Consider the following 13181-nt stretch of genomic DNA (forward strand, 5'->3'; position numbering starts at 1 on the left):
GTATGAAAAAAACAGATGTTGCTGTAATTGGTCTATCCTGTGTCTTTCCCGGGGCACAGGATGCCAACACTTTTTGGCAGAATATTGTCAATAAAGTTGATTCTACCGAACTCGCTCCGGCGGATCGGATAGATCCGGTTCATTTCAGTGATGCCACAAGTCCCGTTGACCGTTTTTACTGTCAGCGTGGAGGGTTTATCCCTGATTATACTTTCGATCCTACCGCATTTGGTATTTTGCCATTAGCCGTTGAAGGAACGGAACCTGATCATCTGCTTACCCTTGATCTGGTACAGAAAGCACTGGAAGATGCAGGTATATTTCAGAAAAACATTTCCCTTGATAAAACGGGAATCATCATTGGTAAAGGAAACTACACAGGCCCAGGTGCGACCCGAGCTATAGAAATTGTAAGAACCGGAGAACAGATTTCTTCATTGTTACAAGAGTTACTGCCTCACGTTTCTTCTTCCGATATTGAAAAGGTAAAGCATGCATTTCAGGAACGTAAAGGTCGTTTTGCAGCAGATACTGCGATGGGATTAATTCCCAATCTTGTTGCTTCACTTGTCGCCAACCGTTTCAATCTGGGAGGTGCTGCATTCACTGTAGATGCCGCTTGTGCCTCTGCTTTAATTGCTGTAGATCATGCAGTGCAGGAACTTCAGAGAGGCCGTTCCGATATCATGATCGCAGGAGGTGTACACACAGGACAGAATGCTGCCTTCTGGAGTATTTTTGCCCAGCTGGGAGCGATGTCACGTCAGCAGCAGATCAAACCTTTCAGTATGGATGCTGATGGTCTGTTAATCGGAGAAGGTTGTGGTTTCGTAGTCTTAAAAAGACTGGAAGATGCCGTTCGCGATCAGGATAAGATCTATGCAGTTATTAAAGGCGTTGGCGTAAGCAGTGATGGTACCGGAACCAGCGTAATGAGCCCGTCCGTAAAAGGTCAGCTGAAAGCGTTGGAACAGGCTTGGATCAATGCTGATTTAGATAAAAATAAAGTGGGATACCTTGAGGCTCACGGCACAGGAACACCGCTTGGAGATAAAACAGAACTTCAGACCTTGGCTCAATTCTTTGGAAAAGAAGAAGCTGCTCCGGCTGCAGGTATCGGATCTGTAAAGTCCAATATCGGACATGCCATGCCAGCTGCCGGAATTGCAGGATTAATTAAAACCTGTCTTGCCTTACATCACGATACTTTACCACCAACCCTATATTGCGAAAATCCGACTTCGGAGATGCAGAATACAAGGTTTGAACCGGTACAGGAAGCCAGAAACTGGTCAAAAACAGGACTGCCAAAAGTAGCTGCGGTGAATGCTTTCGGATTCGGAGGAATCAATGCACACGTTGTTTTGGAAGGGTATGATATGCCTAAAAAAGATCAGGTATTGATCTTGGCCAGACCTACTCATGAAGAACTGCTATTTGCATTACAAAATAATGAAACAGCTATTGGCGAAGGAGATTTCAGAGTTGCGATATTCGATCCAATTCCTGCCAGAATAGAAAAAGCCATAAAAATTGTTTCCAAAAATATCATCTGGAAAAACAAACAGGATATCTGGTACACTTCTACCCCATTATTAAAAGATGGAGGTAAAGTAGCCTTTGTATTCCCTGGATTAGATGGTCTGGCAAAAGGTGAGGTAGAAACGGTAAGCCGTTATTTCGGATTATCAGCACCTATCGAAACAGAAGGTGAAGGGCTTCTAACCGATGCTTTAAACATTTTCAACAACTGCAGTATCCTTGATAATTCACTTAAAAAACTGGGAATTATTCCGGATATGAATGCAGGACACAGCTTAGGAGAATGGCTGGCCGGTTACTCTTCGGAATTAGCAGAAGCCAATTCTGTAAAAGCCTTAATTGATGTACTGAATCCTGAAACTTTTGAACTAAAAGATTCCAAGTTCATTGCCATAGGAGCCGGAATTGAGGTGATAAAACCTTTTATTGCTGAAATTTCAAACCTCTATGTTTCCAATGACAACTGCCCTAATCAGGTGATTCTTTGCGGAAGCAATGCAGCTCTGGATGAATTGGTTCCTCTGTTAAAAGCAAAACAGATCTTCCATCAGGTATTGCCGTTCCAGTCTGGATTCCACTCTCCTTTTATCGCTGATAAACTGGATGTGATCCTTGCGGGAATGGAAAAAGCACAGTTCCAGCAGACGAAAATTCCATTGTGGTCTGCTACTACCTTAGAACCTTATCCTGCAGATCAGGCAGCGATCAGAAAACTGAGTGCAGAGCATTTGGTAGAACCTGTTCGTTTCCGTGAACTGACAGACAAATTATACGAAGAAGGCGCAAGAGTCTTCATTCAGGTCGGTACAGGAGGACTGATCGGATTTATTGATGATACCTTGAAAGGAAAAGCATTCAGTACGATTGCTTCCAGCGTTCCAACCCGTTCTGCATTGGCGCAGTTACAGCGTGTAGTTGCTTCCCTATTTGTAGAAGGAAAAACAATTGCTCTTGACTTTCTGGAGATTCAGAATCATTCGAAAAAAGCTTCAGGAAAAGGTATTAAGCTGGAATTAGGTTCACCTATCATCCGTAATTTTAAAGAGGTGAAAGCGTTGGCTCAGTCTTTTGACACGCCAAAACAATATGCAGCAACAGCTTCAGCTATTGCTACAAAAAGCGGACATCCTCTGGTACAGGCATTTCAGGATAACGTTGCCGATATGATCCGTATGCAGGAAGAAGTATTGACTTTATTCCAGAACCGTCCGGAAATCACCATCCAAAGACCTGCACCTGTAGTTCATGCTGCTCCACAACCCGTAAGAAGTACAAATTTTACAAAAGATTTATATGTAACGCTGGAAAGTCATCCTTACCTGATCGATCACAGCTTATTGAGACAGCCTAAAGGATGGGCTCATGTAGCAGATATGGAACCGGTAATCCCGATGACTATGATCTTTGAACAGCTTGCAGAAATTGCAGAAGCAGAGATCCCGGGAACATTAGTTCATAAAATCATGAATGTAAGTGTATTCCAATGGATGAACGTGGCCAAACCTTTCGAAAAAACCGTAAAAGGAGAATGGCGTTCACCGAATCATGCCTATCTTGACATTGAAAACTTTGCCAACGCAGAAGTAGTCTTAAAATCTGCTCCTGTTCCAACACCTGACTTCAATCTTTCCATCGGTAATCTTTTACCTATCGAAAGAACCCCTGAAGAAATCTACGACATGCACATGTTCCATGGAGACCAATATCAGGGAATTACAGAAGTTTCTGCCGTAGGAGATAAAGGAATCATTGGGAAGATAAAAGGAAACGGAGGTAAAGGCTCATTGCTTGACAATGCAGGACAGCTATTCGGGCTTTGGCTGCAGCTTACTTTGGTGAAAGACCGTATTGCATTCCCTGTAAAAATCAGAGATATTGAATTCTTCGGAGATATGCATGATCAGGAAGGTATTTTTGAATGTACCTGCATGCTGACTGAATTGAATGATGAATTCGCCATCGCAGATATCATCCTGAAAAGAGACGAAAAAATATGGTGCGCGATTACCGGATGGCAGAACAGAAGACTGGAAATTGATGCCGCTTTATGGAATGTTTCCATGTCACCACTGCACAACAGACTTTCAGAAGAGATTGCTCCTGAAGTATTTTTCTTCCATCAGGCCTATACCAGAGTGGCTTCATGGGACTTTATCCTGAAAAGATATTTCAACCAGACGGAAAAACAGCATCACCAGCAGCTATTACCTAACAAAAAGAAAAACTGGATGGTAAGCCGTGTGGCGGTGAAAGATGCCGTAAGAAATCTTCTTCGCAAAGAAAAAAATCATGCCTGCTTCCCGATTACGTTTGAAATCCGTTCCGATGAAGTGGGGAAACCTTACCTTATCAGTGATTTTACAGATAACATCCATATTTCTCTGGCTCATAAAGGAAAAGAAGCTGTTGGGATCGCGAGATATGGAAAATCTGTAGGAATTGATATGGAACTGATGGAAGAACGCAGTTCAGGATTCTATGACATGGTATTTACCGACAAAGAATTAACCTTATTAAAAGACAGAGATCAGGCGGAGTGGACCACCCGTTTCTGGGTAGCCAAAGAAGCTTATGGAAAGTTTCTGGGAACAGGACTGAAAGGGAATCCTAAAGCCTTCGAAGTCGAATTGATAAAAGATGATCACTTGTGGATCAACAACATTGAAATCAAAACTATTAAACATAAAAATTATATTATCGGATGGACACTGTAAACGCAACATTAAAAATGAACCACGAAGAACTTTTTACTTTATTAAAAGGTTTTATTACTGAAGTGATAGGTGCTGAATTTGTAGAAGAGATGGACATTACTCCTGAAAGTTCATTCACCAGAGATCTTGAGATGGACAGCATAGAGATTGTCTCTTTCTCTGAAAAGATCAAGGCGCATTTTGGCGATCAGATCGACTTTACAGGTTGGCTATCATCTATGGATCTTGACCAGCTTATTAATCTTGACCTTAGTATGATCATCAATTATATCTACGAATGCCAATAATCACTGTCAATAACAGACAAGTTCATATACAGGAACTCAACAAAGGAGCCGAACAAACCGTGGTACTCATCCACGGTATGTTCAGTAACCTGTCCATTTATTATTTTAATATTGCCCCAATTCTGGCAAAACATTTCCATGTGGTGATGTACGATCTGAAAAGCCACGGTATGAGTGAACGCTTTCTGGATGGGTACGACCTTGACAATATGTCATCCGATTTAATAGGTTTAATAGATCACCTTCAACTGGAAAAAGTACACCTTGTCGGCTATAGTTTCGGAGGGCTTATTGCACTGAAAACAGCTTTAGAATACCCGGACCGCGTGAATCAGCTAGTGGTGATGGAAGCGCCGGATCCTCAGGATGAAAAAGCCCGTAACATCATTGATGAATACAGCAAAGAGTTTCTTGAGCATTACGTGGCCAACTTTACAGACACCACCAAAGTACAGATGGGCAAAAGACAAATGGAGAAGAACCACCGTATGTATGAATTTCTGTTTAACCAAACCAGCATTAAAGCAGATATGATTAAGGAAAAACATTTCCTGGGTGAAACCGACTTCAACAAATTGACAGCTCCTACTCTATTGCTTTATGGCGCTGATTCCAATTGCAGACCTACAGGTGAATGGCTGCAATCTCAAATCAGCGGATCTGAACTTGAATTAATTCCGGGCGATCACAATATTCCTATCCAGGAACCGAATCTGATTGCAGAAACAATCGCTCAATTTTTATCTAAAATCCTAACACAAAACCATGGCTAAATTTGCATTTATAGTTCCACCATTGACAGGACATGTCAACCCTACTTTAAGCATCGGTGCTACGCTGCTGGAAAGAGGACATGAAGTAGCCTGGATCAGCCTTGACCCTACTTTAGAGGCCAAACTTCCCGAAGGAGGAAAATTATTACTGATCCAGTACGATCAGACCGACGAAGAAAAAAAAGAAAGTGAACAATATCTCGATATTATCTCCAAAAAAGTAGTGTATGGTATAGACAGCGTTAAGTTCCTGTATGAAGAGGTTCTTATCCCGCTGAACAGACATTGCTATAATGGTATTGTTGCTTTATTAAAAATAGAGCAGCCCGATTTGATTATCGGGGATCATCAGTTATTTGCAGCTCCGGTTGCAGCCAAAACTCTTGGTATTCCTTATGCCACTTCTGTTACCGCTCCGGCAGCTATCAAAATTATGAATGAGCTTCCAAAAGTACACGAATGGGAAGTGAATCAAATCATTGATCTGCAGAAAGAACTCGGTTTCCGGGAAGAACGTTCTCTGGCCACTTCAGATTTGCTGACACTTGTTCTGACTTCCGGTTATTTCTTTGGGGAAATGGAAGATCTGCCGTCTCAATACCAATTCACAGGTCCGGTTCTTACGGAAAGACGTGTTTCATGTGAATTCGACTGGGAAAAATTAAAAAGCAAAGACAATAAAAAGATCTTGGTAAGTATCGGAACTACCTTCGATCACGATCATAAAAAGGCATTTTTCCAAAAGGTAATCGATGCTTTTAAAGATGAAGATTTAACCGTTGTAGTCGTTTCTGACCCACAGCTTTTTGAGCAGTGGCCGGATAACTTTATGGTGTATCAACAAGTTCCGCAACTGGATCTGCTGCCTCATCTTGACGGCGTAGTTTGCCATGGCGGTCATAATACCGTTTCTGAAACATTATCCAACGGTATTCCTTTGGTCGTGATTCCGATTGCGTATGATCAGTCGCATGTTGCAGGACGTGTGGTGCGTACAGAAGCGGGTGAGCGCCTGAATTTTAACCGATTTAAAGCCAATCACCTGAGAGAAGCGGTACAACAGATTTTAAATACTCCAAGCTACCGTGAAGCAGCTCAGAAAGTAGGTCACTCTTTTGTGGAAGCAGGAGGAGCAGCTACAGCAGCTAACTTATTGGAACAAGCGATATCAAAGGCTTCAAAACCTGAAAAACCGTCTAAATTTTTATTTGTAGTTCCTCCGTTTTTCGGACATGTGAGCCCGACTCTGAGTGTGGGAGCAAGTCTGATTGCCCGCGGACATGAAGTAAAATGGTTCGGGATAACCCCTTTAGACAGTAAACATATTCCTGAAGGAGGTTCTTATTTCTACCCTGAAGAAGATCTTGTTCCGTATCAGGAGGAAATCGCCCGTATCTTGAAAAGGCAGGATGACGGACCTGCATGTTCCGGTCCTGAAGTAATGAAGCTGGCTCTGGAAGAAACCTATGTTCCTTTCGCTAAAATGATGATGCCGGGATTAACGAGACTCACTGAAAGCTGGATGCCGGATGTAATCGTGAACGACTGTATCACTTTCGGAGGGGCTCTTTTCGCTCATAAACATCATATTCCTTGTGTAACGACAACACCTGTTCCTCCGGATGTGATGGGAGACACGGAAAAAAGTGCCCCTAAAATCTGGGAATGGCAGCAAAAACTGATCAAAGATCTGCAAAAAGAAGTAGGAATTCATGAGGAGGGAATTTATATCCATTCTCATAAACTGAATATGGTATTTACCTCTCAGGCTTTCGCTGGTTTTGAAACCGTTCCGCCTCATATGAAATTTGTAGGTCCTGTGAAAGGTCGTCCGAACGATGCTCCGTTTGACTGGGATAAACTGAATGCATCCACCACTCCAAAGATATTTGTGTCATTGGGAACACTGTTGGTAGATATCAGAAAAGCTTTCTTTGAAAAAATCATTGCTGCATTCAAAGACCAGCCGGTGACCGTGATTGCCGCTACTCCACCGGAAATCTTTGAAGAATGGCCGGACAACTTTATTGTGAACAGCTTTGTCCCTCAATCTGCAGTGATGCAGCAAATGGATATGGTGATTTGCCACGGCGGTTTCAATACCGTAAACGATACTTTCCGTAACGGTTTACCGATGTTGATCACTCCCATTGCATATGACCACTTCCATATTGCCAAACTGATTGAGCAGGCAGGCTGCGGAATCAGCATACGGTACAAAAGACTTCGTGTAGATGCCCTTCGTGAAACTGTTTTTGAATTATTGGAAAATCCAAAATACAGAACCGCTGCTCAGGAAGTCCGCAATACATTCACGCTTGCCGGAGGAAATGATAAAGCCGTAGAACTATTAGAAAATTTTGTACACGAACATTCAATATTAGCTTCAGTGTAGCCTATGAATCAACCTATTAAAAGAAGATTGCTATTTGGAGAACGTATGTTATTGGGAGACGGCTCAGAACCCTTTAACGCAGTTATTCCGTTCAGACTGAGAGGTACCTTTACTTTAAAAGATATCCAGCAGGCTCTGGCACGAATCCAAAATAAACACCCATGGCTGAGAACATTGATCAGCCATGATGAAAAAAATATTCCATGGTTTAATGTTCCTGAAAAACCTGTTTCTATTCCTGTAAGAATCGTCACCAGACAAAGTGAAGATCAATGGCAGGAGGAATCCAGGAGAGAATGGAACACCACTTTTAATTACGAAAAATTTCCCCTGATCCGGTTTATCTGGATCAAAGGGGAAGACGTTTCTGACATGCTGTTTGCGTTCCACCATTGTCTTTGCGATGGTGGTTCTGCAATGGCCTTTTTAAAAGAATTTCTTATCGTTCTGGACAATCCGTCTGCCGATATCGGGATAGAAAATCCCATAATGGGAATTCAGGATGTGGTTCCTTCCCCTATTCTGAACAGCAGAAGACAGAAACTGAAAGCCAGATTTATCGGAAGACTGGCTGCTACTGCCATCAAATGGCTTCCGGTAAACAAAAAACCTGTTGAAAGACAGAATGACTATCTGATCCATGGAAAACTGGATGAGGAAACAAGTCAGCAAGTGATCGCTTATTGCAAATCGCAGGAAGTTACTGTCAATACATTTTTGAGTGTTGCATTGTTACATTCATTTAAAAAAGTAAGAGGTAAAAAATCTTTCAATAAAGTTTCCTGCCCGGTAGACATCCGACGTTTTGCCAAACAGATTAAAGCAGATCATATCTTCGCTTTCGGGCTGATGATTGTGATTTCCTTGGATGAAAAGCTAAGCTTCACAGAGAATCTCCGTGCCATGCAGAAATCTGTAGAACAAAAAGCCTCAAAACTGGATCCTTATATCACCATGATGGTGATGGAGTCCGGACATGATGCACTGAAAAGTTTCACAAGGCTTTTAAAGAACGGAAAATCTTCCAACGACTGTATGTTTTCTAATCTGGGACCACTTCAGATTCCTCATGAGTATAAAGAGTTTACAGTAGAGACCATCTTCAGTCCGTCAGTCATTGGTCCGCTCGGAAACACCACAACTCTGGTGGTTTCTACTTACCGTGGAAGGATGGATTTCTCAATCATGGGAAGCGAAGGTTATATACCTCATACTGAAGTAGTAGCCATCCGTGATGAAGTTATCAGAACAATTCAATCACAAATAAAACAGACTGCAGTATCATGATCAAAAGACCTTTAATGATGGTGGAAAGGATCATGTATGTAGATCCGGAAACACCTTTAAATTGTATTTATACAGCAAGAATCAAGGGAGAAATTCCTGAAGAAAATTTTAAAACGGCTTTAATAAGAATCCAACAGAAACATCCTATTCTGAGAACCAATATTGATCATAACAAAGGACGCTACCCTTTTTTTATGGGACAAAGAGATATTGAACCTATTCCCCTTCGTATTGTGGAGCGTAAAACAGACGAAGATTGGTTTAAAGAATCTGAAAAAGGATGGTTTAAACTTTTTGAAACTCCCAAAAAACCACTTGCCGAAGTAGTATGGGTAAAAGGACAGGGTACTTCCGAAATCCTTTGGATTATGCCTCACTGTATATCCGATGGGACCACCGGTGTCACTTTACTACGTGAACTTCTAAGCTTACTGGACAATCCTTATGGTCCGTTAATTCCTTATGTTGCTTTTGAATCTGTTGATGACTTCCTGCCTTCGGACTTTAACATCGGAATAAAAAAATATAAGGCCGGTCTTTACCTTCTGTTTGCTAAAATATTCTTTTCCATACAGAAGAAAAGTAAAAAGAGAAATCAGGGAAAAAACTACGCCATTCATTGGAAAATGACTCCAAAGGACACCAAAATGATCACTGAAAAATGTAAAGCCAACGGAATTTCCGTGCATGCTTTACTTTGTTCTTCGGTGATGCAGGCGTTTCGTGATGTTCAGGGAGACCGCGCCAAAGGTAAGGTAATCAGTCCTGTAGATGTACGTCATTTTATCCCGGAAATTAAAGATGATCATTTGTTTGCTTTTGCCCCAACGGTAGAACTTTCCTTAAAAAAAGGCAGCCAGGATGTTCTGAGTAATGCCAAAGAGATCAAAAAGGATCTTATTGAGAAAATCAACAAGCTGGAAGCCCGTGAACTCCTTTGGATGGGTGAACATATGCATCCTGTTGTGGAACGTATGATCAACATGCTGAAGTCCAGCGAAGGCGGGCATGATATAACCTTATCCAATATGGGAAAGATCAATATCCCGAATGATTATAAAAATTTCAATCTGGAAACAGTTTTTAGTCCTACCGTGGCTTTCCCATGGCTGAATTCTAATACGTTAGTCACCAGTACATACAACCAACAGATGGACTTCACTTTCATGTCCAATGAAAATTTTCTTCCCAAAGAGGAAGCTCATCTGATAAAAGATAAAGCCATTGAGCTTTTGACCACCTCTCTATGAAATTTAAAATAAAGCCTCCGAAGCCCAAACCAATAAAGAAAACCACCCTCAAACGCTTTCTCATTAAGCGTACAATTTACTATGTCCTTCCGAATGTATTTTTTAATTTCATTATTGCCTATGCCAGTTTCAAGGAATTAGGCTACACGCATTTTTTCTCCGGGACCCAAAACCTGGCCCGTCTTACCCTGCCAATGGCCATTTTTCTTCCAGTGGTCCTTACCATTGATATCATCAAAAGAGTAACGGATGCCGCCAGCCAGGAAGCCATTGAGTTTACGGTAGATGAACAGTTGAATATTAAAAAACTTATGACCAGGCTTAGCATTGTACACGGTTTGATTACAGGACTATTGGTATTATCCTTACTCTTTATAGGACAGTATAATTTCTCAAAAGATTATAAACTGGATGCAACAGCAATGGCTGTCGTGGTGGGAACATTGGCAGGAATTCTGTCAGTGATTTTTGTATATCTGCCGGTTTGGAGGTTGAGAAGATGGATGTGCAAAGTGACATCAGTATCTGCAGAGACAAACCCTTGATTTTCGGACAAAAACAGCTATACCATTGTATATCATTTAATTAAAAAAAAAAAAAAGGATAACGATACCCGGATGATCATAAGGTCACCGGGTATTTTTACGCACAGACTCACTTAATTTTTTTCTTTAAAACTAGATATTTGGTAAATTTTTTATATTTATATGAAAAATTTGCAAGAATTTTTCTTGGACAGAATGACTAACAATGTATGTACAGAATAACGGATCAGTTAAAGAATATAGGATTCAGTATCAATCGTTTAGATTATCTTATCAACAGAAATAACAACAAAAGAGAATTCAACACCTTAGAATATTTTTGTATTTATATCATTCTGGAAGATATCCAGTTAACGATAGACAATGTTCCCTACCCGCTAAAAGGGGGAAATATTGCCTTTGTTGGCCCCCAAAAGAAAATCGTTTTTGGGGAAACCAAAAGATCGGATGTCTATTCCATTGCTTTTTCATCCAGTTTTTATGAAAGATCAACGAAAGACAGCCTTTTTATCAATTCGCAGCTTTTTTATAATTATAATTCTGAAATATTTATTGCTCCTTTCTTCAATGCAGAACAGATGAGGGTAATATTCCTGGAACGTATGGAAAGTTTCCGGAAAAAGGACGAAAGCCTATATATAGCTGCTGCCCATAATGCCATAGAAAGACTGATGCTGGATGCCCTTTTACATATTCCCACCGAAGAAATCAAAAAGGACATCAAATTTGACTATATGTACTATGTCAACCGGTTCAAAATTCTGCTGCAAAGAGATTACAAAAAGGCAAAGAAAGTGGCTTATTATGCGGAAGAACTTAATATCTCTTCAAGGAAACTGACTGAGATGACAGAGTATGTACTGGGCAAAACAGCCAAACATATCATTATTGAAAAACTCATTACTGAATGCAGAAAAGCCCTGAATTTTTCAAATTCCACGATCTCTGAAATATCTTATGATCTGGGTTTCAGCAATGAAGGAAATTTTACCAATTTTATTAAAAAACATACCGGAAAAAATCCCTCAGAAATGAAATAATTTGTATATTTACATAAGTAACCTTTTGGGGAAAAATACAGGTTATATGCTTGCAAAGTACATAATATTCATTTTGTTCTATTTTGCTATTACAAAATCATTTGCCCAGGCAGCAGACGGTTTAAGGCTTAACGTAAGGCTTTATCCGGTACAGATGCTTGCTATAGGCTCAGGATTTTCGGACGATGGGAATGAGTCTTCCTTCCGGGAGGTTCAGTCTGTAACCATCTCAAGCCCTACAGGGTTTCAGCTGAATGCAAAGTATGATGAATATCGAAGTACAATCGGTAATTCCGAAAGCAACAGAGAAAAGTTTGAAGAATATCCTCTTATTAACCATTCTAAAGGAGTGGTTCAGGAGCAATATCCTATTCAACATGAGATTGAAAATGCTATGGAAAATTTAAGCGTTAACAAAAGTGACGACGAAAATTTTTTAATATTAACTCTAATTTCTCAGTAAAAAATAAAGCAAGGCCTAAAAAAATAACTATGCATTGAATAATAATCTTGCAATTTATTCATTCCCTATATATTAAGTAAAATTAATGTTTAAGATTAATTAAGCATTCTTTTTACTTTATGGTGATTTTATCAGCATTTAAATGATACTTTTTATGTAATTATTCATAAAAAGTACTGATTAGTGCGCGCCTGTTTCTTCGTAAAAATTCACAAATAATAAGTATCTTTTCACAAAGGTCCTGATGTGCTTTGTATTTACCTTTGCATCCGCAATTTTAAAAACAAATAATACAAAAAACATCCTTAACCTTATGAAAAATTTGATCTTAGCTTCTTTTGCTATCCTGGGGTTCACAACATTACAAGCACAACAGAATGTAACCCTTAACGTGAGACTTAAACCTATTCAGACTCTTGTTGTTAACAACGCTCAAAAAATCGTTAACCTAGACTACGAAACCAAAGATGACTATGCCAACGGGGTATCTTCTCTTAACGCAGATCACTTAAGCATTTACAGCACAGGAGGATTCCAGGTAAAAGTAAAAGGTGGTAACGATGTACTACAGCAGGGAGGTAAAAACATCCAGGCTAACACGATCCAGATTATTGCAAGCGCAGGCTCGGACGCTGTAAACGGTGCCCAATATGCTCAGAATGTACATTTATCATCTAACGAAACTACTTTGTTAACTTCTTCTACCGGAGGTGTAGACAAAAAAATCAATATTGAATATAAAGGTGCAGGAAATAATACTTACCTGGATAACTATATCGCGGGACAAGGTCCAACAGTATATACTACTGAACTTACGTATACCATTATTTCTCAATAATAGATATCATTTTGTAATGATAAAGTGTTGTACCTACCACAGCACTT

The 13181-nt window shown here is 40.2% G+C and carries 10 protein-coding genes; all 10 read left to right on the forward strand.

Going from position 1 to position 13181, the window contains the following annotated elements; all coding sequences use genetic code 11:
• The first annotated feature begins 2 nt into the window (after positions 1-2).
• Complete coding sequence (locus tag PZ898_RS07870) at positions 3-4256, forward strand: beta-ketoacyl synthase N-terminal-like domain-containing protein (protein WP_277695235.1); 4254 nt, start codon at positions 3-5, stop codon at positions 4254-4256.
• Entirely contained in the window at positions 4244-4543 is a 300-nt protein-coding gene (locus tag PZ898_RS07875; protein ID WP_034696900.1) for a phosphopantetheine-binding protein, read from the forward strand. The genes PZ898_RS07870 and PZ898_RS07875 overlap by 13 nt, the downstream gene beginning before the upstream one ends.
• A complete protein-coding gene (locus PZ898_RS07880; RefSeq protein ID WP_277695236.1) occupies positions 4534-5316 on the forward strand; it encodes an alpha/beta hydrolase in 783 nt (260 codons plus the stop codon). The genes PZ898_RS07875 and PZ898_RS07880 overlap by 10 nt, the downstream gene beginning before the upstream one ends.
• Positions 5309-7711, forward strand: coding sequence for a nucleotide disphospho-sugar-binding domain-containing protein (locus PZ898_RS07885; protein ID WP_277695237.1), 2403 nt, complete (start codon positions 5309-5311; stop codon positions 7709-7711). The genes PZ898_RS07880 and PZ898_RS07885 overlap by 8 nt, the downstream gene beginning before the upstream one ends.
• Positions 7712-7714: 3 nt before the next feature.
• Complete coding sequence (locus PZ898_RS07890; protein ID WP_277695238.1) at positions 7715-8998, forward strand: condensation domain-containing protein; 1284 nt, start codon at positions 7715-7717, stop codon at positions 8996-8998.
• Positions 8995-10248, forward strand: coding sequence for a hypothetical protein (locus PZ898_RS07895; protein ID WP_120231826.1), 1254 nt, complete (start codon positions 8995-8997; stop codon positions 10246-10248). The genes PZ898_RS07890 and PZ898_RS07895 overlap by 4 nt, the downstream gene beginning before the upstream one ends.
• Entirely contained in the window at positions 10245-10793 is a 549-nt protein-coding gene (locus PZ898_RS07900) for a hypothetical protein (RefSeq protein WP_062674710.1), read from the forward strand. Before PZ898_RS07895 ends, PZ898_RS07900 begins: the two co-directional genes overlap by 4 nt.
• Positions 10794-11002: 209 nt before the next feature.
• The gene (locus PZ898_RS07905; RefSeq protein ID WP_277695239.1) at positions 11003-11833 is read left to right on the forward strand and encodes an AraC family transcriptional regulator; all 831 of its coding nucleotides are present in this window, start codon (positions 11003-11005) and stop codon (positions 11831-11833) included.
• 46 nt (positions 11834-11879) lie between these two features.
• Entirely contained in the window at positions 11880-12296 is a 417-nt protein-coding gene (locus PZ898_RS07910; protein WP_131797518.1) for a hypothetical protein, read from the forward strand.
• A gap of 313 nt (positions 12297-12609) precedes the next feature.
• The gene (locus PZ898_RS07915) at positions 12610-13134 is read left to right on the forward strand and encodes a hypothetical protein (RefSeq protein ID WP_277695240.1); all 525 of its coding nucleotides are present in this window, start codon (positions 12610-12612) and stop codon (positions 13132-13134) included.
• Positions 13135-13181 lie beyond the last annotated feature (47 nt).

The organism is Chryseobacterium sp. WX, assembly GCF_029542485.1.
GTDB lineage: Bacteria > Bacteroidota > Bacteroidia > Flavobacteriales > Weeksellaceae > Chryseobacterium > Chryseobacterium cucumeris.

Bases quoted from the DNA above. Each gene is read 5' to 3' on its own strand.
- PZ898_RS07870 (WP_277695235.1), top strand. From the start codon at position 3: ATGAAAAAAACAGATGTTGCTGTAATTGGTCTATCCTGTGTCTTTCCC.
- PZ898_RS07875 (WP_034696900.1), top strand. From the start codon at position 4,244: ATGGACACTGTAAACGCAACATTAAAAATGAACCACGAAGAACTTTTT.
- PZ898_RS07880 (WP_277695236.1), top strand. From the start codon at position 4,534: ATGCCAATAATCACTGTCAATAACAGACAAGTTCATATACAGGAACTC.
- PZ898_RS07885 (WP_277695237.1), top strand. From the start codon at position 5,309: ATGGCTAAATTTGCATTTATAGTTCCACCATTGACAGGACATGTCAAC.
- PZ898_RS07890 (WP_277695238.1), top strand. From the start codon at position 7,715: ATGAATCAACCTATTAAAAGAAGATTGCTATTTGGAGAACGTATGTTA.
- PZ898_RS07895 (WP_120231826.1), top strand. From the start codon at position 8,995: ATGATCAAAAGACCTTTAATGATGGTGGAAAGGATCATGTATGTAGAT.
- PZ898_RS07900 (WP_062674710.1), top strand. From the start codon at position 10,245: ATGAAATTTAAAATAAAGCCTCCGAAGCCCAAACCAATAAAGAAAACC.
- PZ898_RS07905 (WP_277695239.1), top strand. From the start codon at position 11,003: ATGTACAGAATAACGGATCAGTTAAAGAATATAGGATTCAGTATCAAT.
- PZ898_RS07910 (WP_131797518.1), top strand. From the start codon at position 11,880: ATGCTTGCAAAGTACATAATATTCATTTTGTTCTATTTTGCTATTACA.
- PZ898_RS07915 (WP_277695240.1), top strand. From the start codon at position 12,610: ATGAAAAATTTGATCTTAGCTTCTTTTGCTATCCTGGGGTTCACAACA.